The sequence below is a fragment of the Cystobacter fuscus DSM 2262 genome (assembly GCF_000335475.2).
Taxonomy (GTDB): domain Bacteria; phylum Myxococcota; class Myxococcia; order Myxococcales; family Myxococcaceae; genus Cystobacter; species Cystobacter fuscus.
The window spans coordinates 342,479-363,166 of record NZ_ANAH02000015.1 but is presented as its reverse complement, the minus strand read 5'-3'; the positions used below and the strand labels follow the sequence as shown (position 1 = coordinate 363,166).

Below are 20,688 nucleotides of genomic sequence, written 5' to 3'. Positions count from 1 at the left end.
CGGGCCCGGAAGAAGGCACGAGAGCTTCGCAGTGGAAGTTGATTCACCTACCCTTCGTATGGACTGTCCTGTTTTTCCGGTGGCAATGTCGGAGGGGTCCCACCCGTTCCCATCCCGAACACGGAAGTTAAGCCCTCCAGAGCCGATGGTACTCCGCGGGAAACCGCGCGGGAGAGTAGGTCGCTGCCGGATTTTTTTTGAAGGCCCCGAGTCCCCACCGCAAGGTGTCGACTCGGGGCCTTCGCCTTTGCGGGCTTCGCCGTGGCAGGCTCCGAAGGCCGTCCGCTGGGCGACACGCGTTTCTTCTTCGTGCTTTCGTACTGGCGGTGTCGCTCCAGGCTTGGTTGATTGGCATTCATCCATTCAACCCGGAGCGCTTTGCTCATGAAGCAGCTGTCGCGTCCTCTCGTCGCCGTCCTCTTCGCGCTTGCCGTGTGCCTCGCCCCGACTCAATCCGAGGCGAGATCCGACTTCCGTCTGACGCTCGGCGCCGATTACCACGTCAACCACGGACCCTTCTTCGACATCACCGGCGCGGTGGACTTCATCTTCATCGGGCCTCTGTCCATTGGCGCCCGGTTTGGCGCGATGCTGGCGACCAGTCCCACGTCGTTCGGTATCCCCATCGATCTGGATCTGCGCATCAGCCCCCGCGGCGCGCCCATCTACCTGGAGGCGCTCGTCGGCCCGTGGCTGCGCTTCAGCGGCGACTTCGTTCGCGCCCACGGCGCCTTTGGCTTCGGCTACCAGAACAGCTCGTTCACCTTCGGCCTCGAAGTGGGCTACCTCACGCCCAGCCCCCACGTCGGTCTGCGGGTCGGCTGGCGGTTGTAGGCTCGTGCCCGGTGAAGGGGCCGCCGCTCAGTAATGCGGTGGCTTCTCCTGCCGCTGCGCATCCACCAGGCCGGGCTCGCCCTCGAGCTTCTTCTTCATGAGGGCGACCTCCACCCGGAGTCCTTCCAACTCGCGTCCCTGGGCGTACAGCACCTCGCTCAGTTCCTGCAGCAACTCCTGCTGCTGCATGTAGCGCAGCTCCAGCTCCACGATTCGCGATTCGTCGTCCATGTTCCCTGGGATAACCCGGCCCCGGCCATGTTGTCCCTCCTCGTGTCTCTGGGAGTCCCCTCCATGGATGCGTCCCGTCACCTTCAGCGCGCTCGTGAGCTTCTCGAGCGGGGCCGGCCCGAACTCGCCGAGTCCGCCTTGAGTGATGCGATCGACGCCGCGGTGCTCGCCGAGGATCTGGTCGTGCTCACCCGCGTGCGCATGGCGCTCGGCAGTCTCCTGGTCGAGCAGCACCGTGAGGAGGAGGCGATGGCCTTCCTCCAGGCCGTCGTGCGAACCGAGATCGCCGATGGTTCCGTGGACGCCGAGGTGAAGGCGGCCGCGCAGTTGCTCCGGCGCATTCGTGGCATCCCCGAGGAGTAGGAGCCGCCGTCCTCAGCGAGTGATGCAGGCGGTTCGCACCGCGTCCAACCGCTCGGGAAACCGGCGCTCGAGGTCCATGCGCGTCGCCGTCACCGCGTCCGTCCTCCCCGTGCTGCGCTGAATCTCACACAGCGCCGACAGGGCCTTCATGTCCGTCATGTCCAGGCGGTCCGCCATCCTCAACGCGTCCTCCGCTCCCTGGATGTCCCCCAGCCGGAAGGCCGTGACGCCCAGGTGGTAGTACCCCATCACCAGCTTCGGATCCGCCTCCACCGCCCTCGAGAAGAGCTGCCGCGCTTCCTCGAGCCGCCCCTGGTCCACCCGCACCAGGCCCTCCTCCAGCCACAGTCGGGCCTTCCCCAGGTTCACCCCCTGCGTCCTGAGCACTTCCAGGGCCGCTTCTCCCTGGTGTGCCGCGCTCAGCAGCCGCGCGTACCTCACGCCCACTCCCTTCCTCCCGGGCTCCTTGTGGTACGCCTCCTCCACCGACTTCAGCGCCCCCGCGAGGTCGCCCTCCGCCTCCCGGAAGTCCGCTCGCAACAACGCCGATCGGCCATCCCCCGGTGCCACTTCCTCCGCCTTCCGGAGGGCTTCCTCCTCGCACCGGTTCATCCGCTGCCCATGGCAGATCCGCGCCATCAGCAGCTGCGTCTCCACTGAACCGGGCTCCCTGCGCTCCGACTCCTTCGTCAGCTCGTAGGCATCCATCGGCGAGCCCTCGCGCAGCAGCTCCGCCGCCTCCCGCAGGTCCGCTCCCGTGGCCTTCGGGTGCTCCTTCAACGGCTTCAACAGCGCCACCCGCTTCGCCGAATCGGGGATCGCTCGCGCGATCGCCAGCTCCTGCTCGGGCATGTTCCTCGGCAACAACAGCACCAACAGGTGCAACACCAGCGCCGCCAGGCAGACGAGCAGCACCTTGCGCACGCCTGGATCCATCCCGAAGCGACGGGCGCGGTCCTGATTCTCGGCTCGGGGAGAGCCCGGGTCCTCCCAGGCTTCTTCGGCGCGTGGCTCGTTCGACACGGGTTCTCTCGAGGGTAGGGGCTTCACTGTATCCGGGGGGTCTTGCTCAGGACACCGCCCGGAGTCGCGGTCGCGGCGAGGCGGGCAGTTCCTCCTCGCAGTTCCAGCACAGCTCGAAGTTCCCCGGGCTGCCCTCTCCACAGCGCGGACAGTCCACGATCCGCTCCGCCTTCTCCTTGCCCTCCTCCACCTCGGCTTCCAATTCCCTCGCGCGCGCGACTTCCTCCTCCGGAAGCCACAGCTCCACCCACGTCTCCGTGTTGGGAATCTCCCCGCCCAGCGGCGAGAGGGCCTCTCCTCGCACCTCGACCGAGAACCCCGAGCCCGACAACAACCCTGCTCGAAGTCTCGCCTCTCCCACTGTCCGGTGGACCGAGAACCGCACTCGCTTCATGCTGTCTCTCTGGCATGGTCGCTCGCCGCCGGCAACCCGACGTGCGCCGCCCATACCCCGGCTCCCTCCGCTCCCTGTCTTCCTTCCCAGGAAAGCAGCCGCTCAGGCCGCCAGACCTCCCCCGGTGCCCTCCGGGGGGACGTCCGTCACGGCCTCCCTCACTCCTGTTGCCGCAACTCGTGGGGCAACACCGCGTAGGCGTGCCTCGGCGAGCGCGTGTGCAGCTCCTCCGTCAGGAGCTCGTCCAGATCCTCCAACAACGCGTCGTAGGGCGAGCCCACTCCTCGTAGGGGTTGCCCGGGATGGGCCCCCGCTCTCACCCGCGGTGCTTCCTCCCCCTCGAACGCCAGACTCACCGCCATCCCCGTCGGGCCTCCCGGGGTGGGCAGCACGATGACCGGTGCCGGTTGGCGTCTGGCTTCCTCCACCAGCGGGCCCAGGCGCCCCTGCTCCTCCACCGTCAGCGCTCGCTCCAGCACCGTCTCCCCCTGCACCAGGACGCGCAGGTTCCTCATGCCCTCGATCCGGACCGCCTGCGCCCCCGTGTTCGTCCTCCCGCTGCGCTCGTACGTCAACGTGCTCACGCGCCACCTCCCCACTTCGCGCTCCAGTGGTGGAGGTATTCATGCCCCGCCTTCCAGGCACCTCTCCCCCTCGTCCGCACGACACTCCCCGACGCTCCCCGCCGGTGCAGTGTCCGTTGCTCCTCACCCTCCCGCCCTCCGTTGTCTCTTCGTCGCTCCTTCGTTACCCCCTTGACGCGCCGCGTTTCGTTCCCACTGCCACCCACTCCCCTTCGCCGCTAGACTCCCTCCGTGACTCCTGAATCCGCCGCCCCGAGTGCCCTGGTTCCCTTCTCCCGCCAAGAGGTCCAGTCGCTCGTCTCCCTGCCCGCCCCCCGTCCGCCCGCTCCTCGCTCCGAGCGCCTGCTCGCCCTGGCGGCCCAGGTCTTCGATGTTCTCGTCATCGGCGGCGGCATCACCGGCTGCGGCATCGCTCGCGACGCGGCCCTGCGGGGCTTGCGCGTGGCGCTCGTGGAGCGCGAGGACTTCGCTTCCGGCACCTCCAGCCGCTCCTCGCGCCTCGTCCACGGCGGCGTGCGCTACCTGGAGCATGGCCACCTCGGTCTCGTCTTCGAATCCAGCATCGAGCGCTACCGGCTGCTGCGGCTCGCGCCCCACCTGGTGCGTCCCCTGGCCTTCGTCTGGCCCGTCTACAAGGGCGCCCGCCTGAAGCGCTGGAAGCTCGCCGCCGGCCTCAAGCTCTATGACGCCCTCGCGCTCTTCCGCAACGTGCGCAACTCGCGCCTGCTCAACCCGCGCCAGGTCTCCGACACCTTCCCGGGCATCCGCTCCGAGGGCCTCACCGGCGGCGCCCGCTACTACGACGCCGCCACCGACGATGCCCGGCTCACGCTCGCCAACGTGCTCGCCGCCTCCGAGGCTGGCGCCGTCATCCTCAACCACGCCTCCGTGCGCGCGCTCCTCCTGGAGAACGGCAAGGCCCAGGGCGCCACCGTCGTCGACACGCTCACCGGCCAGGAGCACACCGTGCGCGCCCGCGCCGTCGTCAGCGCCACCGGCCCCTGGAGCGATGAGATCCGCAAGCTCGACGACGCCCAGGATGGCTCGCCCGCCGTGCGCGGCTCCAAGGGCGTGCACATCGCCGTGCCCCGTGAGCGCCTGCCCACGCCCCCCGATACCGCCATCACCCTCCTGTCCCCCGTGGACGGCCGGGTGATGTTCATCCTCCCCGCCGCGACCCACACCATCATCGGCACCACCGAGACCCCCACCCAGTCCCATCCCGCCGAGGTGCGCGCCAGCGTGTCCGATCTGGACTACCTGCTCGCCTCCGCCAACGGCCTCTTCCCCGAGGCCCGCCTGGTGCGCGAGGACGTCGTGAGCGCCTGGGCCGGCATCCGCCCGCTCGTGGCGAGCGCCTACTCCGGCTCCGGTGACGCCAACAGCGCCAGCCGCGAACACGCCATCCACGCGAGCCCCTCGGGCGTGCTCGCCATCTCCGGCGGCAAGCTCACCACCTACCGCGTCATGGCGAGCGACATGGTCAACGCCGTCGAGAAGCAGCTCGGCGTGCCCCACCAGAAGGCCCGCACCGGCTCGCTCGCGCTGCCCGGCGGGGACTTCGCCTCGTTCGACGCGGAGCTCGCCGCCGCGCGCGCCGAGGTGGGCCGGGACGACGTCGCCCTCCACCTCGTGCGCGCCTACGGCAACCGCTGGCGTCTGCCCTGGGCCCTCACCCGCGAGCGGCCCGCGCTCGCAGAGCCGCTTGCCCCCGGTCTGCCCTACCTGCGCGCCGAGGCCGTCCACGGCGTCACCCACGAGTTCGTCCACTCCCTGGATGATCTGCTCGTGCGCCGCCTCAAGCTGGCCTTCGAGACGCGCGACCTCGGCCGCGCCGCCGCCCGCGTCGCCGCCGCCGACATGGCCCCCCTGCTGGGCTGGAGCCCCGAGGACGTCGAGCGGCAACTCGCCGAGTACTCGCGCCACGTGGAGCGGTTGTTCGGAATCGAGCCCGCCTCGCGCTGAGGAGCCCACCCCCACACCCGGGGGGCCCTATCGCCGGGCGAGTAGACGGCCTAGCCTGTTGCCCCAGGAATGGGTCCGGCGCATCCGCCGTTGGTGAGGCCCGGCCCGACCGTAGGGCGCAGAGCACCGGCGTGGTGCGATCCCCCGTCGCTGACGGGGTGCAAGGAGACGTCACGACATGAGGCGACTGGTTCTGTTGGGCCTGCTGGGAATCGCGGGGGGCGGCTGCGGGGTCGAGCCCCCTCCGGATGATGTCACGCCGCAGGAGCAGCCGTTGTGCCCGGAGCTCGTCGTCCAAGCGAAGGCGGCGCCCATCGCTTCCTCCCGCGCCACGGGCTCGGCCTCTTCCGCCCTGTCCTCCTCCGGCGACGCCCAGCCCATGCTGGTGCGCTTCCGTCCCCAGAAGGGCCTGCGCACCGCCGCCGCGCTGCGCGGCCGCGAGGACCGCGTGCGCTCCCTGGGCGCGCGCGTCAAGCGCCACTGGCCCACGCTCGATGCCATGGCCCTCTCCCTCACCCCGGAGGCCCAGGCCCGGCTCGCCAAGGACCCGGACGTGCTCTCCATCGAGCCGGACCACGAGGTGTTCGCGCTCGGCAACGTCTCCACCTGGACGCGGCCCATGGCGGCGTCGTCCGCCACGCCGAGGCTCCAGGGCGGTGGCATCCCCTCGGAGTACACCCAGGCCCTGCGCATGACGCAGGCCAACGAGGTGTGGGACCCCAACAACCAGGGCTCGCTCCAGGAGGGGGCGCCCACCGGCTCGGGCCGGATCGTCTGTGTCGTCGACAGCGGCATGGACCTGCAACACCCCGAACTCCAGGCCGTCTACGCCGGGGGCAGGGACTTCGTCGATGACGACGACGAGCCCGAGGACAAGGACGCGCAGGGCGTGTGGGGCGGAGGCCACGGCACCCACGTGGCGGGCATCATCGCCGCGCAGCCCGGTGTGCACGGCAGCGTCAATCCCAATGATCCCACCCTGAGCCCCTCGGGCGTGGTGGGGGCCTCGCCGGGCGCGCGGTTGCTCGTCGCGCGCGTGCTCGACACGGAGGGCAGCGGCAAGGTGTCCGACGTCATCTCCGCCGTCGAGTGGTGCGTGGAGAAGAAGGCGAACATCATCTCGCTCTCGCTGGGCTCGTCGGATAGCAGTGATCTCGAGAAGGAGGCCTTCGACAAGGCCAAGGCCGCGGGGCTGCTGTCCTTCGCGGCCAGTGGCAACGGCGGCGAGACGGCCACCGAGGAGTCCCGCGTCTACCCGGCCGCCTATGACTCCGTCATCGCCGTGGGCGCGGTGGACGAGGAGGCCAAGCACCCCGGGTTCTCCCAGATCGGCCCCCACCTGGACTTCGTGGCCCCTGGCGTGAACATCTACTCCACCTATCCCCGGGGCAAGGCGCCCTTCGCCAACCTGTGGATCGGCAGCACCTTCTACGTCTCGTCGGCCCTGGATTACGTGCCCTTCGAGGAGTACGAGGGCAAGCTCCTCAACTGCGGTCAGGGCAAGGGCCTGCGCTCCTGCCCCGAGGCCACCTGCGACGGCTTCGTCGCCTTCGTGGAGCGCGGGGGGGAAATCACCTTCGCCGACAAGGTGCGCAACGTGCGCTCCCAGGGCGCGCGCGCCGTCATCATCGGCAACAACGATCCCGAGGATGACGACTCGCTGCTCTTCACGCTCAACACCGACGCGAACTGGCCCCCGGTGACGGCGGTGACCACCACGCTCGTGCCCACCTTCCTCGCCCAGGTGGGTCAGAACGTGCGCCTGGGCATCCAGGGCAGCGACTACGCCTTCAGCACCGGCACCTCCATGGCCACGCCCTACGCGTCCGCCGTCGCCGCGCTGGTGTGGAGCGCCCGCCCGGACCTCAAGAGCGACCAGGTGCTGGAGATCCTCCAGAAGTCCGCCCGGTACATCCCCAACCCCGCGCAGCCCTCGAAGACGGACCAGAACGACGTGTTCGGCTACGGCCTCGTGCAGGCCAGGGCCGCGGTGGACCGGGCGCTCGCCTATCCGTCGTCCCCCTGAGGCGGCTGGCTCACCACGGAGGCTGGGTGGGCGAGGCCAACAGGCATGCTCCCACCCGGGCCTCCACGCGGGCCACCGCCTCGATGCCCGGATCCGTGCACATCTCCACCCGGGCCATGGACACGAGCCCGTCTCCCCAGGGCTCCTCGGGGCGGGCCGTGGGGCGCGCCGTGGACAGCAGGCTGAGCGTCACGCACGACACCAGCGCCGCCGCGGCCCACATCCCCCCGCGCCACTCCCTCGGCCAGGAGCGCGACGGCGCGGGCCGCAACCGGGCCTCCCACGCGCCCGTCTCCAACGCCCGCCGCGCGGGTTGACGCCTCGCCCGCCGCGCCATCCACCCACGCTCCATCCTCAGCCACTCCAGCGTCCGCGCGCACGTGTCACACGCGGCCGCATGCGCGCCCACGCGACCGGCTTCCTCCGCGGACAACTCTCCGGCGAGCAGGGCGTCCAGGTCCGACTCGCGGCAGGGGAGATTCATGGCCGACCTCCTGTTCCCACGTGCCCGGCCAGCCGCTCGCGCAGCTGCAACCGGGCCCGGTGGATCTCATTCTTCACCTTGGGCAGTGACCAGCCCATCACCTGGGCGATGTCCTCGTAGGCCAGCCCATGGTCGATGCGCAGCAGCAGCGCCGCCCGGCGCTCCTCTCGCACCTCGCCGAGGGCCTCGCTCAAGAGGCCCTCCAATTCGCGATCCAGCAACCACGCCTCGGGGGTGGGCGAGGGCCGCGCCGCCTCCAGCAGGGGCTCGTTCTCCTCGTCGGCGATGTCCAGGTGCGTGGCCTGGCCGCGGCGTGACTCCAGATAGACGTGGCGCGCGATACCCAGCAGCCACGAGACGAACCGCGTGTCGTCTCGCAGCGCCCCGAGCCGCGCATGGGCCCGCACGAACGTTTCCTGGGTGGCCTCGTCCGCGGCGGCCTCGTCCCGCAGCAGGTCGCGCAGGAAGCGCCAGACGGCGGGCGAGTGCTGTTCGAAGAGGCCACGGAAGGCGGCCGGGTCCCCTCGCCGCGCGCGCGCGACGAGCCGTCGCTCGGTATCGACGGCCGGTACCGCGCTGCCCGTGAAGGGCATTCGGATCGCGAAGAGATGGGCCACGCCTCAACGTGACACGAAGCCGCCGGAAGTTTCACCCGTCCCCTCCTTTCATTCCGTTTTCCGCCGTCCGGCCCGTTCCCCCGCCCCAAGGGCAGCCTGGGAGTCAGCCCTTCCCCGCGTCCGGGTGGGTGTCTTGGTGAACGATTCCCACCTTGCGGGCAGGTAGGGGTTCACGACGAGGAGGAGTGAGATGCGCGGAGCCATGTGGATGGCGCTGGCCTTGCTGGGGACCACCCCTCTGGTGGCCGTGGCGCAGCAGCAGGGCGCGGTGGGGCAGCAACAGCAGCCCGCGGCGGGACCGACGGGCGCGGCCAGCATCCAGCAAGGGCAGGACACGGCGGGCCCGGGCCTCTTCGGGCCGTTCGGGCAACAGGGCAACGCGGGGCTCAATGGCGTGCCCTTGCAGAACAACACCCAGGCGGGGGGCACGGGGCTTCAGGGAACGGGCGGCACCGGGACGGTGGGACCCGGGGGGCCCACCTATTGGGGGACCACTCCGGAGATGCCCTCCGCTTCGCCCTTCTTGAGCCCGAGCACCCAGACGGGCACGGGGGCGGCGGGTGGAACGGGTGGTTCAGGCGCAACCGGCGGTTCGGGTGGCAATGCCGGCGCCACGGGAGGCAGCGGCGGGCAGGGGACGTCTCTCACCGACCTCCAGCGGCGCGTGGAAGCCCTGGAGCGCGAGGTGTCCAATCTGCGCGGGACGGGAGGCACGGGCGGGGCAGGGGGCTCCGGCGCGGGGGGCTCGGCTTCGGCTCCCCGAGACACGAACAACACGGCGAATGCCTCCCGGGACGATGACGCCCAGCCGGTCACGGTGGTCACCGTGGAGTTCGACGGGCGGGTGCGCGACGTCACGCCCCAGCACATCGAGGTCGTCGACATCACGGATGGCACCGTCTCCCGGCTCGCCATCGACGATCAGACGCGGGCGTTCAAGGGCTCGACGCGCCAGCAGATTCCCCTCAAGCAGATCTCCGAGGGCGCGCGGGTGCAGACCTCGTTCGCGTACGTCGATGGTGTCGAGCGTGCGCGCGACATCGTCGTGCAGTCCTCGCCGCGCAAGTCCCAGAAGTAGGCCCACCCCCGGGGGTCACCCCGGGGTTTCGCGAAGAAGGGAGCGCAAGTCCGATGGCAAGACAGACCTGGATGGGATTGGGCGTGGCGGCGCTCGGCATGGCCCTCGTGCTGGGCGCGGAGCAGGGGGCCGCCCAGACGACGGAGCAGGACAGCGGCACGCAGTCGCAGGCCGAGGTCGAGGCCCAACAACGCCTGGAAGTGGCCCGGCTGCGCACGCAGGTGGCCCAGCTCCAGCAGCAGCTCGCGCGGATGCGTGCCCAGCTCGCGCAGGCCCAGTCCAATGAGCCCGCGTCCTCGTCGGAGCAGGGCGTGGGCGGCAGCGGCACGGGCGGCACGGACACGACCGGTGACGGCACCGGCCGGACCTCGGCCATCGGAGACCCCAACGCCGAGGCCCCCGAGGGCGCCACGGGCATCGGCTCCCCCACGAGCATCGGCTACCCCACGGGCTCGGCGCCCGACGAGGACGACTCGGGCTACGCCCTCGCCAACGTCCTGCATACCGGCCGCGTGCGCTCCGTGTCCGGCCAGCAGATCGTCCTCGCGGAGGAAGGGGGCGTTTCGACTACCCTGCCCCTCGCGAGCAACGTCCAGGTCCTGCGCGGCAGACAGCGGGTGTCCCTGCAGAGCCTCGAGGAGGGGACGCTCGTGCGCACCTCCGCGAACCTGTCCTCCCCGGGCAACCCGGTGACGCGCATCGAGATCCTCCCCACCCGTTGAGCCGCTGCTCCGGGCCGGGGGTTCAGTGCTTCTCTCGCGCGTGCGAGTCCCGCATCCGCGAGGCGCCTCTTCCCCCATCGCAGCTCTCCCACGCCCAGGCATTCACCCGGCCACCTGCGCTTCCTGCGCCCAGGGGGCTGTCCGTCTTCGTGGGAAGAAGTAGGACAGTAGGCGCAACAGGCCGCCTGATTTTTACGATAACCTCTTCAAAGCCGTTCACTTTTTCCAGTCTGGCAGGAGCCGTCCATGACGAGCATCGACCGCAACCTTGCTTCGCCCGCCTTGCGCACGACCCCGTCATCGGCTCCCGCCGAGAAGAAGCCGGTGCTCCCGGGGGCGGGACCGGTCCCGCCCCCGACGACAGGGGGGCGCGCTGACGGCTTCGAGGCGACGGGCGCGGCGCGCGGCGCGGCGGCGAACAAGCTGCTCGGCGGCATCTTCGGGGGCGGAGACAAGAAGTACGACGGGGTGCTGGTGGGGGCCAAGGGCGCGACGTTCCCGCCGGGCACACCGCTGAGCCAGGTGCCGGGCGTCACCCCGCGCAACAACGCCCACCCGGCCGAGACGCTCATCTACGTCAACGGCATCAACAACAACAAGGACACGCAGTTCGCGAGCATGCAGCAGCTCGCCGACCGCACGGGTGCCAAGGTCATCGGCGTGCACAACGCCACCGAGGGCATGGTGAGCGACCTGGCCCAGTGCGTGAAGGACAAGCTGGACAAGGGCAAGAACCCGGCCGTGGACACCATGGCGGACACCGTCTACGCGGAGCTCAAGGCGGGCCGGGGCGTGCACCTGGTGGCGCACAGCCAGGGCGCGCTCGTCACCAGCCGCGCCCTCAACGACGTGGCCAACCGCCTGCGCATCGAGGACGGAATGTCCTCGGCCCAGGTGGAGAAGGCGATGAGCAAGCTCAAGGTGGAGACCTTCGGCGGCGCCGCGGCCCACTTCCCGGATGGCCCCCAGTACGTGCACTACGTGAACAAGAACGACATCGTCCCCACGTGGTTCGGCCAGGGCGACGGTGACGGCGTGGACGAGTGGGCACGTGATGGGGGCAAGGGCGCCGTCGTCCGCCGCTTCGAGCAGGGCTCGGGCATCGAGGGGACGCACTCGTTCGACAGCGTCTACCTGAAACATCGTGTCCCCTTCGAGCAGGCTCGGGCGGGCCGCTAGTCGCGAAAGGGTGCGCACAGCATGCTCCAATGGTTGATGTCCGCGGTGGGACTCGGTCCGCCCCCGCCCGCGAGTGGTGGCCGCCTGACACGGGAGACGGCCGGCGAACTGGTGCGCTGGTTCATGCGCTCCCAGGGCGCGGCGCCCGGCCCCGGTCTCAACCCCCAGGGCTTCGGGGGGTTCGCCGTGGGCGGCGCCCAGGTGTACTTCGAGTACCACGAGGAGCGTGGGGTGCTCGAGTGCAGCGCGCTCGTGTATCGCTTCAATGAGCCGCCCAGGCCGGGGGTCATCGAGGGCTTCGAGGCCGAGGCGCGCGAGGGCACCGATACGGGCGGCGGCTCGGTGGATTATGAGCGGGACAACCGCGGCTTGTTCCTCAGCCGCGAGTACGCCGTGGTGCCCGAGGGCGCCGCCTTCGCCCGGGACATGAAGCGCCTGGCCAAGGCGAGCCTCGTGTGGGGCGACGAGGTGCTCGACCGCGTCGCCTCGCGCGTCTTCCACCCCGAGGAGCTCGAGAAGCGCTGAGCCGGCCCGGGCTCCCCTCGCCGGGGGAGCCCGCCAGGCACGCCTTCCGGGCTTCAATCCCTTACAGCATCACGCCGCCGCCTGGCGTGGAAGACTCCAATGCGTGACCGGTTCCGCGCGGCGTTAATTATTGCCACTTCAGCGGCCGGGAGCCGCCAGCGGTGACACCCGCGTGACGGCCAGAACAGCACCTCGCCAGACGCGCGGTCACGCTGCCGTCAACGCGGTGTGGCACCCTCCGAGCCTCATCGTGCTGAAAGAGCCGTTCGACTTTTGGTTCTGATTGAAATTTCCTCACAGGGGGCCGCGAGGTGGATTGCCAGACATCCGCCCCAATGGCCCAACGCCTCGCGCTTGCCAGCCCGGGCAGATTCTTCCAGGTCGACGAACCCAGCCGCCCTTCATGACGCGCTGCCGCAATCCCTGGCGGAGAGCCGTGCCACCAGGCCTTGAAATCATTGATTCCGTGAAGAGAAGGCTCTCCCGGAGAATGCCAGCAAGCCCTGCTCGGCTTCGTCCGAGACAATCACATCTCTTGACGTGGATGAAACAGACATGCAGTAGTGAGAGGCAACGCACGGCGCGGGTAACGAAATGCCCGCGCGTGCGTTGGGGGTATAATCATGAACAGCCATTGGAGTCGCGGCACGAAACGCGGTCTGGTGCTTGGTGGAATGATGGGAGCGGTGGGGCTCCTGCCGCTCGCGAGCCAGGCGCAGTCTCCCGCCAATGTCATTTTCTTGTTGGACAACAGCGAGTCCATGCAGGACTTCCCCACCTGGCTGCCCGAGGCCTTCACTCCGGGCTACTCCCCCACCTCGGGGCTCAAGAAGGGGGACCTGGGTTTCAATGACCCGGACTACGGCCACTTCATCAACACGGGGTGCTCGGATCCGGCGCTCGTCGCCGCGATGAGCTGGTTCGACAAGAACAGCCCGGATCCGGCGAAGAATGGCTCGGTGGTCTATGACAGCGACCCCGATCTCAACGACCCCTACTTCGACCCGGCCGAGTACTATCACTCCCGAGGCCGGCGGATCGCCTGGCAGGCGGAAGAGTTCCCGTACTCGATGGGGATGCAGTTCAGGAGCATGAACAGCACCGCCGACGCCTCGACCGTCTGTCGGCAGGTGTGGAATTTCGACAGCAAGTACCCGAACTCGCCCGTCTTCAATGAGTGCTTGAGTTGTCTGGGGATCAAGGGGTGGTGGCGCGGCCCCCTGGTGCCCGCCACGATCAACGACAAGAGCGGGCACATGGGGCCACCGCGGGCCAAGGACGAGCCGCTGCTGCCCCAAGAGGCCAAGCGCAAGTGGGTGGTCAGCGGCCGCGTCTTGAACCTGCGCCCGCCCAAGTTCGTGGTGGCCCGCAAGGCGCTCAAGGACGTCCTCCAGACGGCGAGCCACGTGCGCATGGGCGTGGCCACCTTTGGAGGCGATCGCGGCTGGTTCGATCCGACCTGGGTGCTCGCGGACGTGAGCCCGAGCTGCAGCGCGTCCGCGCCCTTCGACGAGACCCGGTTGGATCGCTCCCAGCTGGCCAGAGCCGTCAACGACACGCTCTTCCGCAACAACGAGCGCTCCACGGGAGAGGCCCTGTTCGGCCTGGGTGGCTACTTCTCCTCGCAAGGGGTGGATGGCCGGTGGAACTCGTGGTTCGCCCAGCCGATTGGCAATACGAACTGGGGCTGGCCGGGTCAGCCGAGTGGCGGGACCTATGACAATCCCTACGGGGGTAATCAGGTCGGTGCCGGCTACGGCAAGAGCACGGATGAGTGGCTCAAGTACCCCTACGTGGACCCCGCCACGGGCTTGGTCCTTCCGGGCCAGCGCTGGGAATCGGGGGGCGATCACCGCTCCATCTGCTTCGCGGAGCAATCCAGCGCCGTCATCGTGGTGACAGGGGGCGAGCCCCGCTACGACAACTCGGTGCCCATCACCAAGATGATGAGCCTCCTGCTGGCGGAGGGGGCCCGGCACCCGAGCGGCGAGCTGCTCACGTTCGACCCGGTCGATCCCGAGCACAACCCCAACTCGGGCGGGGTCAATTACTGCCACCTGTTCGGTGCCACGAAGGCGGACTGCGACTACACCGATTACAACTGGCCCACGGGACTGGCGGCGGGCAACAAGAACTTCATGGATGACGTGGCCTTCTTCCTCTCGCACGCGGACCTGCGTGGGGATCTGCCCGGTACGCAGAACGTGCGAACGTACGTCATCGGCTATGGCTCCGCCCACCCCATGCTCCAGAGCATCGCCCTGGCGGGTCAGGGCCGCTTCTTCCAGGTGAACGAAGGGGCCGCGCTGCGCGAGGCCCTCCAGTCCGCCATCGGAGAGGCCAGCGCCGCCACGCCGTGAGGTCTACGTGCGCGGCCTCCGGGCGCTGGGGGCCGCGCGCTGCAGGGCCTCCTCGAAGGGCGCCTCCTCCAGGTAGACGCGGATGAGCTCGCCCGTGCGGGAGAAGAACTTCACCATCTCGGCGGTGAAGTGCATGTACTTGCTGCGCGTGAGGATGCTCACGCTCTTGAGCGCCGAGCGGTGGGTGTTGAACCAGTCGGTCCACGCCTCCTGCACGGGCAGCCTGGCCTCCGCCGAGTCCTCCATCTCGATGAACAGCTCGATGGGGGCGTAGCGGCTGATGTCCCCGCGCAGCTCGTCCATGGGGGTGGTGCCGAACTCGCCCCGGTCCTCCCCCACGATGCGGAGCACCACGACGCCCGGCCGCGGCCGCCAGTAGATGAACGTGCACCGCTCGCTCTTCAGCCGGACCTCTCCGCCCTCACGCTCTTCTCTCTGGAATGTCATGTCCCTGGTTCCCCTCGGGGCCTAACCCTTCCACACCACGCGCTCGTCCTCCACCACGCACCGGCCCTGGCTCGCGAGCAGCTCCACGCCCCCCTGCAACACCGGCAGCACCGTGCGCGTGAGCCGCTGCACCCCGAAGAGCTTGCCCGTCGCGCGCAGCAAGTCCTCCTGGCCGAGCGACAGCGCCTGGGACAGCACCCAGGCCGCCGCATTGGCCACCTCCTCGGCGGGCAGTTGCGCCGCCTCGCGCTCGGGGTGTGCTCCCCGGAAGTCCGTGTAGCGCTCGGGGCCGTTGGCTCCCGACCAGAGGAAGTCGCCCCGTTCGATCACCGCCCCCCGCTTCGTCAGCTCCGCCACCTGCTCCTCGATGCGCTGGCGCACCCGCGGCGTCAGCTTCTGCAGCCCCCAGGCCTCCAGGAGCCGCCGCGCGAGCAACTCCTCGTGCACCGGCCCCTCCTGCTCCAACACCAGGTGGATCTGCTCGCGCAGGCGCGTGGCGGCCGTGGGCGCGAAGAAGTCCGCGCCGGCCTTCACCGGGGGCAGCTTCGTGGGCACGTAGGGCCGCACGGCCCGGGCCTCGTCCTGGAGCGCCAGGGGCTCGGGCGGAGCCTCCTCGGCGGGAGCGGCCTCGGGGACCGGCTCGGGAGCGGGAGGCGGTGGCGCCGCGGGCCGGTTGCTGGCCTCCAGCGCGTCCCGCACCGCCGTCCCGAGCGCCTTCACCTGGGCCTCGCGGTCCGTGGCCCAGTCGGAGGACCACACGCGGTGCAGCCGCCAGCCGAGCCCCTGGAGCACCTCCCCGCGCAGCCTGTCCCGGTCCCGTGCGCTCGCCGCCGAGCGGTAGTGCGGTCCGTCACACTCCACTCCCAGCACGTACTCGCCCGGCCGCTCGGGGTGCGCCACCGCGAGGTCCACCCGGTAGCCCCCGCTGCCCACGTCCGCGTGCACCGTGTGGCCCAGGCCCCGCAGCGCCTCGGCCACCTCGGCCTCCAGCGCGCCCTCGGGCTTGCGCTCGGCCGCATGGGCCACTGGGGCCGCCGCCTCCGCCGCCTTGCGCAGGAACTCGCGCAGATGGCGCGCTCCCACGGCCCCGGTGCGTGTCAGGTCGATCTGCTCGTGCGTCAGCGTGGAGAACACCCGCAGGCAGCAGCGCGCGCGGGTGATGGCCACGTTCAACCGCCGCTCGCCGCCCGCCCGGCTCAGCGGGCCGAAGTGCATGCGCAGCTTGCCCGTCTCGTCCTTCGCGTAGCAGATGCTGAAGAAGATCTCGTCCCGCTCGTCGCCCTGCACGTTCTCCAGGTTCTTCACGAACACCGGCTCGGCGGAGGCGAAGTGGGGTTCGATCTCCGGGAAGCGCGCCCGCTCGGCGTCGAGCAGCTCCAGGATGAGCTGCTGCTGCACCACGCTGAAGGTGACCACCCCGAAGGTGCGCTCGTGCGGCGCATGGCGGCGCAGCGCCTGGACCAGCTCGTCCACCAGCACCCGGGCCTCGCGGGGATTGATGGCGGCCGTCTTGCCGCTCGTGCGCGACTGGTAGACGCCGTCGGGCACGGGGTGCCACTTGACGCCCAGGTCCTCCACGCGCGCCCGGGCGGCGGGGAACACGTGCAGGCGGCCCTCGTAGTACTGCCGGTTGCTGAAGTCGATGAGGCTGTCGTGGCGGCTGCGGTAGTGCCAGCCGAGCATCTGTTGCGGCAACTGCTTGGCGAGCGCCTCCTCCAGGATGCTCTCCAGCTCCAGCACGTCGTTCTCGTCGGGGACGGCCTCGGTGTCCTCGCCGCGGGTGAAGAACGTGGTGGGCGGCAGCTGCTTGGAGTCGCCCACGACGATCACCTGGTCCGCCCGGGCGATGGCGCCGATGGCGTCATGGGTGCCGATCTGCGACGCCTCGTCGAAGACGAGCAGGTCGAAGCGCCGCCCGTCCGCCGGGAGGTACTGGGCGACGGACAGGGGGCTCATGAGGAAGCAGGGCTTGAGCCTCCGCGACAACTGGGGAATGGAGGCGAGCAGCTTGCGCAGCGCCATGTGCCGCGCCTTCTTGCGCAGCTCGCGCGCGAGGATGCCGGGCTCGGAGCTGTCGGCGGCGGCGGCGAGCCCCGTGGGCAGCTTCTGCTCCAGCGAGGCGATGACGTGCTGGCGGGACAGCTGCACGTGCTCCCCGTCGAGCCGGCGGAAGCGCTCGATGCGCCCCGAGTGGGTGGTGCCCTCGAAGTCGCGCAGCACGGGCTCCGCGTCCCGCAGCGCCCGCGTCCAGGCCGAGAGCACCGCGCGCTCGAAGGCGCGCTCCAGCGTGTCGGCGGGCAGGCCCTGGTCCTCCACCGCGTCCACGAACCGTCCATGGCCGAGCGTGCGGAGCTTCTCGGCCTGCGCCTGGTACAGGCACCAGGGCCGCAAGCCGCGCAGGCCCGCCTTCCACGCGTCCACCTGGTGGCGGAGCGACTCGCGGTGGCGGGGCGAGGTGAGGGGCTCCCAGGGGCGCGCCTGGAGCAGTCCGGCGAGGGCTTCCTCGGCCTGGGCGAGCCTCCCCAGGGCGGTGCGCAGCGCCAGGGCCTGGGCGGCCAGCACCTCCCGCGACGCCGCGTCCGAGGGCAGTTGTACGCGTCTCGCGCCGAGCGCCTCGCGCAGCGCGCGCACCTGGAGCACGCGCTGGCCGAGCGCCTCGAGTGCCTCGGGGCGGTCCATGAACTCGGGGGGCACGCCGCTCAGCACGCCCGAGAGCGAGCGGGCCTGGGCGGCGAGCACCGGCCGGCTCTCCACGACCTTGAGGGCGGTGGACAGATCCTTTTCGATCTCCGGGTTGCCGGGCAGTCCGCGCGTGGCGAGCGCCGCCAGTTGCTTGCGCGCGCTCCACAGGAAGAAGAGGGCGAAGAGGAAGAAGGCGCGGGCCCACTTGAGGAAGAGGGCGTGCAGGGAGGGCAGCTCCAGGGAGAACAGCTCGGGCTTCCACCGGGAGGAGAGCTGGCTCTCGCGCGACGACTGCTCGCGCAGGGCGAGGGCGTGCTCCTGGGTGCGCCGCGCCACCTCGGGCCAGGCGTCATCGAGCAGGGCGACGGCGGGCACGGGCCCACTGGCGAGCACCTCGGCCAGCTCGAGCAGCGGACGCAGCGCCTGGGTGGAAGCGGGCACCTCCAGGGCCAGGCTGGCGGCGAGCGGCGCGGCTGTCTTCTCCACGCCGTCGAGCGCGGCCCGGGCCTCGTCCAGGGCGCGCTCGAGCTGCTCCTCCAGCGCGTTGGACCAGGTGAGGCCTCGCACGGGGCCCCACGGGTGTTCCCCGAGCGCCTGCACGGCGCGCAGCGTGCTCGCCAGGGACTCCACCTCGGCGCGGGCCTCGCGGAAGCGCGCCTCGGTCAGCTCCTGGGGGGCGGGCAGGGACAGGCGCACCTCGGGGGCATCGCGCAGGAAGAGCAGCCGGCTGGTGGCGCCATAGAGGCTCAGGCCGAGCGGCCAGGAGTGGTGCAGCGCGCGCACGTAGGCGTTGAGGTCCTCGCGCGTGGTGGTGAGCTCGCGCGAGCGCGCCTGCCAGGGGGGCTCGGGGGTGCGTCGGGTGCGCTCGTAGGCGCGGCCGAAGGAGGCGAGCACCTCCTTCTTGTTGCTCTTGTGGCTGTGCAGCTCCAGGCAGAAGTCGCCGAGCCCCACGTCCTCGAGGCGGCGGTGGACGACGTCCAGGGCGGCCATCTTCTCGGAGACGAAGAGGACGCTCTTGCCCCGGGCGAGCGCGGCGGCGATGAGGTTGGTGATGGTCTGCGACTTGCCCGTGCCGGGCGGGCCCTGGAGGACGAAGGAGCGTCCCGAGAGCGCCGAGGCCACGGCGGCCATCTGCGTGGAGTCCGCGTTGACGACGCAGGGCAGCTCGGCGGCGGGCAGCTCGGTGTCGAGGTGCTCGGGGTGGAACTCGCGCCCCTTCACCGGCGGCGCCGAGGTGCCCGCGGCGGCGATGTGGCGCACGAGCGGGTTGGAGAGCAGGACGGACTCGTTGTCTTCCAGGTCCTTCCACATGAGGAACTTGGTGAAGGTGAAGAGGCCCACGTGCGCCTCGTCCAGCACCTCCCAGCCCGGCCGGCTCTGGATGGCCGAGCGCATGGCGCGCAGCATGCCCGCCACGTCCAGGCCCTTCTCGTCGGGCTCGAGCTGGGTGAGCACGCTCGCGTCGAGGCCGAAGTCGCGCCGGAGCTTCTCCGCGAGCGTCACGTTGCCCAGCGGCTCCTCGGGCAGGCGCGTGAGGCTCAGCCGCTGGCGGTCGCGGTCGAGCCGGAAGGCCACGGGGTAGAGCAGCAGCGGGGCGAGCCGCGGCGTCGGGTCCCCCTCGGCCACCCAGCGCAGCATGCCGATGCCCAGGTAGAGCGTCTGGGCTCCCCCTTCCTCCAGGTCCGTGCGCGAGGTGCGGTCCAGGTTGCGCGCGCGGTTCCACAGCTCGGCCTCGCGCAGCGGCGAGTGGACGCGCCCCTTGCCGAGGTCCTCCAGGCGGCGCGCGGCGACTTCCTCCTCGGTGCCCCGGGCGCGCTGCAGCTTCGCCGTGCGTCCGTCCCGGGGGTCCTCCTCGGGGGCGGGCAATAGCTCATAGGGCTCGCCGCTGGAGAACAGGTCCTCGAAGCTCGCGAGGTCCGGCACGTGCAGCGGCAGGGCGCCCTGGGTGTCGAGCCGGAAGTTGAGCAGCTTGTTGCGCAGGGTGAGGTCGAGCAGCTTCTCCTTCCACTTGCTGAAGCGCGAGACGACCTGGGCGGAGGCGGGCCTGTCCTCGGTGACGGGCGGCGTGGTGGCGGCGCGCTCGAGCAGGGTGCGGATGCGGGCGTGGGCCTCCCCGGGGGAGGCGCCGAGCTGCGGCGCGGGCGTCTCCACGATGCGCAGGGGCAGGGGCCGGTAGCGGTCCAGCCGGAGCACCCGCACGTCGAGCGCGGCGGCGAAGCGCGCGTCGTCCTGGAGGTGCTCCTTCGCCACGGTGATGGCCTGGTCGAGCATGGGCCGGCCCGCGTCCACGGCCGTGGAGGAGTCGAAGGGCAAGAGGTGGCCGAGCGCGATGAGGTTGCGCAGGCGCGCGGCGTCCTCGACGAGGCCCTCGGGGAAGCGCTCGTCGATGAGCCACACCGCGGGAAAGGCATGGCCCTCGATGAGGACGAGCAGGGAGTGCAGGCCCATGGCCTCGAGCGCCGAGGCGAAGAAGAGCGTCAGGTCCAGGCAGCACCCCGCGCGCTCGCGCAGGAGCTGATCCGGCAGGCGCACCTTCTGTCCCCGCTCCTCGAAGCTCGGGGGACTCTCCCGGTAGCCGAGCCCCAGGGCCTGCACCGCCTCGTAGAGGGCGGCCACCTGGGTGTGCACGTGCAACGGGTCGCGCTTCTGGTAGCCACACAGGGCCCCGTCGCCCACCGCCTGCTCCAAGAGCCGCCGCACGTCTTGAAGCAGCTCGGGGATGACGGGGTGGTTGGGCGTGACGAAGGAGGCCAGCAGCCCCAGCGGCGCGCGCGCCCCGGGCCAGTGGTTGTAGGGCAGCACCTCCACGTCCGACACGCCCTCGGCGAGCGTCGTGTCCTCCCGGCGCAGCGACCAGCGCAGTTGGGCGCGCTCGGTCTCGAGCACGGAGCGCAGCCGCCCCGGGGGCGGGCGGGGATCCACCACCCCGAGGTTCGTCTCCTCTCCGGCGGGCAGTGGGGGGACGGGTACCCGGAGGGGCTCGCCCAGGTCCGGCTCCAGCCGCACCTCGAGCACGGTGGGCCCGAGCGCCGTGTCGCTCGTGTTGCGCAGGAGCACGTCCCGGATGAGGGGCACGCCGCTCTGCTCCATGGCGAAGGTGAGCGTGGGCGCGGTGAGCAGTTCGACCTGGACCGGGGACGGCGTCGGGGCGGGTGCGGAAGTCGACATGTGGGG

At 70.7% G+C, this 20,688-nt stretch carries 17 protein-coding genes and 1 rRNA gene; 10 read left to right on the top strand and 8 right to left on the bottom strand.

The window, feature by feature from the left end; translation table 11 throughout:
- Nucleotides 1-75: 75 nt before the first annotated feature.
- Nucleotides 76-192: ribosomal RNA gene (gene rrf, locus D187_RS26985) — 5S ribosomal RNA — on the top strand.
- A gap of 192 nt (nucleotides 193-384) precedes the next feature.
- A complete protein-coding gene (locus tag D187_RS26980) occupies nucleotides 385-834 on the top strand; it encodes a hypothetical protein (RefSeq protein WP_002629517.1) in 450 nt (149 codons plus the stop codon).
- Nucleotides 835-861: 27 nt separating this feature from the next.
- Here D187_RS26980 and D187_RS26975 read toward each other — a convergent pair whose 3' ends face one another.
- Nucleotides 862-1,065 (bottom strand): SlyX family protein, encoded by a 204-nt coding sequence (locus D187_RS26975; RefSeq protein ID WP_043431591.1) that lies wholly within the window; start codon nucleotides 1,063-1,065, stop codon nucleotides 862-864.
- 63 nt (nucleotides 1,066-1,128) lie between these two features.
- Here D187_RS26975 and D187_RS26970 point away from each other — a divergent pair, with 63 nt between their 5' ends.
- On the top strand, nucleotides 1,129-1,428 hold the full coding sequence (locus tag D187_RS26970; protein WP_043431672.1) for a hypothetical protein: 300 nt from the start codon (nucleotides 1,129-1,131) through the stop codon (nucleotides 1,426-1,428).
- 12 nt (nucleotides 1,429-1,440) lie between these two features.
- Here D187_RS26970 and D187_RS26965 read toward each other — a convergent pair whose 3' ends face one another.
- The 3 genes from D187_RS26965 to D187_RS26955 form a co-directional block, all read right to left on the bottom strand.
- Nucleotides 1,441-2,451, bottom strand: a complete 1,011-nt coding sequence (locus tag D187_RS26965; protein WP_020918308.1) for a tetratricopeptide repeat protein — start codon at nucleotides 2,449-2,451, stop codon at nucleotides 1,441-1,443.
- A 46-nt stretch (nucleotides 2,452-2,497) separates the two neighbouring features.
- Complete coding sequence (locus tag D187_RS26960; RefSeq protein WP_043431590.1) at nucleotides 2,498-2,845, bottom strand: putative signal transducing protein; 348 nt, start codon at nucleotides 2,843-2,845, stop codon at nucleotides 2,498-2,500.
- 158 nt (nucleotides 2,846-3,003) lie between these two features.
- The gene (locus tag D187_RS26955) at nucleotides 3,004-3,429 is read right to left on the bottom strand and encodes a hypothetical protein (protein WP_002629513.1); all 426 of its coding nucleotides are present in this window, start codon (nucleotides 3,427-3,429) and stop codon (nucleotides 3,004-3,006) included.
- Nucleotides 3,430-3,690: 261 nt separating this feature from the next.
- On the opposite strand from D187_RS26955, the gene D187_RS26950 reads away from it, so the two are divergent.
- Both D187_RS26950 and D187_RS26945 read left to right on the top strand, forming a co-directional pair.
- Nucleotides 3,691-5,394 (top strand): glycerol-3-phosphate dehydrogenase/oxidase, encoded by a 1,704-nt coding sequence (locus tag D187_RS26950; protein ID WP_063725029.1) that lies wholly within the window; start codon nucleotides 3,691-3,693, stop codon nucleotides 5,392-5,394.
- 178 nt (nucleotides 5,395-5,572) lie between these two features.
- Nucleotides 5,573-7,420 (top strand): S8 family serine peptidase, encoded by a 1,848-nt coding sequence (locus D187_RS26945; RefSeq protein WP_002629511.1) that lies wholly within the window; start codon nucleotides 5,573-5,575, stop codon nucleotides 7,418-7,420.
- A gap of 10 nt (nucleotides 7,421-7,430) precedes the next feature.
- On the opposite strand, the gene D187_RS26940 is transcribed toward D187_RS26945, so the two are convergent.
- On the bottom strand, nucleotides 7,431-7,904 hold the full coding sequence (locus D187_RS26940; protein ID WP_002629510.1) for an anti-sigma factor family protein: 474 nt from the start codon (nucleotides 7,902-7,904) through the stop codon (nucleotides 7,431-7,433).
- On the bottom strand, nucleotides 7,901-8,521 hold the full coding sequence (locus D187_RS26935) for an RNA polymerase sigma factor (protein ID WP_002629509.1): 621 nt from the start codon (nucleotides 8,519-8,521) through the stop codon (nucleotides 7,901-7,903). The genes D187_RS26940 and D187_RS26935 overlap by 4 nt, the downstream gene beginning before the upstream one ends.
- A gap of 190 nt (nucleotides 8,522-8,711) precedes the next feature.
- Here D187_RS26935 and D187_RS50415 point away from each other — a divergent pair, with 190 nt between their 5' ends.
- The 5 genes from D187_RS50415 to D187_RS26910 all read left to right on the top strand — a co-directional run bounded on the left by D187_RS50415 (nucleotide 8,712) and on the right by D187_RS26910 (nucleotide 14,385).
- On the top strand, nucleotides 8,712-9,599 hold the full coding sequence (locus D187_RS50415) for a hypothetical protein (protein ID WP_002629508.1): 888 nt from the start codon (nucleotides 8,712-8,714) through the stop codon (nucleotides 9,597-9,599).
- A gap of 53 nt (nucleotides 9,600-9,652) precedes the next feature.
- Entirely contained in the window at nucleotides 9,653-10,321 is a 669-nt protein-coding gene (locus tag D187_RS26925) for a hypothetical protein (protein WP_002629507.1), read from the top strand.
- Between the two features lie 246 nt (nucleotides 10,322-10,567).
- The gene (locus D187_RS26920) at nucleotides 10,568-11,500 is read left to right on the top strand and encodes a lipase family protein (protein ID WP_002629506.1); all 933 of its coding nucleotides are present in this window, start codon (nucleotides 10,568-10,570) and stop codon (nucleotides 11,498-11,500) included.
- Between the two features lie 21 nt (nucleotides 11,501-11,521).
- Nucleotides 11,522-12,025 (top strand): hypothetical protein, encoded by a 504-nt coding sequence (locus tag D187_RS26915; RefSeq protein ID WP_002629505.1) that lies wholly within the window; start codon nucleotides 11,522-11,524, stop codon nucleotides 12,023-12,025.
- A gap of 623 nt (nucleotides 12,026-12,648) precedes the next feature.
- Nucleotides 12,649-14,385 carry a hypothetical protein gene (locus D187_RS26910; protein WP_155893595.1) on the top strand — a complete coding sequence of 579 codons (1,737 nt, stop codon included), beginning with the start codon at nucleotides 12,649-12,651 and terminating at the stop codon, nucleotides 14,383-14,385.
- A 3-nt stretch (nucleotides 14,386-14,388) separates the two neighbouring features.
- On the opposite strand, the gene D187_RS26905 is transcribed toward D187_RS26910, so the two are convergent.
- The gene (locus D187_RS26905) at nucleotides 14,389-14,832 is read right to left on the bottom strand and encodes a hypothetical protein (RefSeq protein ID WP_002629502.1); all 444 of its coding nucleotides are present in this window, start codon (nucleotides 14,830-14,832) and stop codon (nucleotides 14,389-14,391) included.
- 21 nt (nucleotides 14,833-14,853) lie between these two features.
- Nucleotides 14,854-20,682, bottom strand: a complete 5,829-nt coding sequence (gene proA, locus D187_RS26900) for an anti-phage protein ProA (protein WP_002629501.1) — start codon at nucleotides 20,680-20,682, stop codon at nucleotides 14,854-14,856.
- Nucleotides 20,683-20,688: the final 6 nt, after the last annotated feature.

Excerpts from the sequence above, each read along its gene's own strand:
- D187_RS26980 (WP_002629517.1), top strand. The coding sequence starts at position 385 with ATGAAGCAGCTGTCGCGTCCTCTCGTCGCCGTCCTCTTCGCGCTTGCC.
- D187_RS26975 (WP_043431591.1), bottom strand. The coding sequence starts at position 1,065 with ATGGACGACGAATCGCGAATCGTGGAGCTGGAGCTGCGCTACATGCAG.
- D187_RS26970 (WP_043431672.1), top strand. The coding sequence starts at position 1,129 with ATGGATGCGTCCCGTCACCTTCAGCGCGCTCGTGAGCTTCTCGAGCGG.
- D187_RS26960 (WP_043431590.1), bottom strand. The coding sequence starts at position 2,845 with ATGAAGCGAGTGCGGTTCTCGGTCCACCGGACAGTGGGAGAGGCGAGA.
- D187_RS26945 (WP_002629511.1), top strand. The coding sequence starts at position 5,573 with ATGAGGCGACTGGTTCTGTTGGGCCTGCTGGGAATCGCGGGGGGCGGC.
- D187_RS26940 (WP_002629510.1), bottom strand. The coding sequence starts at position 7,904 with ATGAATCTCCCCTGCCGCGAGTCGGACCTGGACGCCCTGCTCGCCGGA.
- D187_RS50415 (WP_002629508.1), top strand. The coding sequence starts at position 8,712 with ATGCGCGGAGCCATGTGGATGGCGCTGGCCTTGCTGGGGACCACCCCT.
- D187_RS26925 (WP_002629507.1), top strand. The coding sequence starts at position 9,653 with ATGGCAAGACAGACCTGGATGGGATTGGGCGTGGCGGCGCTCGGCATG.
- D187_RS26920 (WP_002629506.1), top strand. The coding sequence starts at position 10,568 with ATGACGAGCATCGACCGCAACCTTGCTTCGCCCGCCTTGCGCACGACC.
- D187_RS26915 (WP_002629505.1), top strand. The coding sequence starts at position 11,522 with ATGCTCCAATGGTTGATGTCCGCGGTGGGACTCGGTCCGCCCCCGCCC.
- D187_RS26910 (WP_155893595.1), top strand. The coding sequence starts at position 12,649 with ATGAACAGCCATTGGAGTCGCGGCACGAAACGCGGTCTGGTGCTTGGT.
- D187_RS26905 (WP_002629502.1), bottom strand. The coding sequence starts at position 14,832 with ATGACATTCCAGAGAGAAGAGCGTGAGGGCGGAGAGGTCCGGCTGAAG.
- proA (WP_002629501.1), bottom strand. The coding sequence starts at position 20,682 with ATGTCGACTTCCGCACCCGCCCCGACGCCGTCCCCGGTCCAGGTCGAA.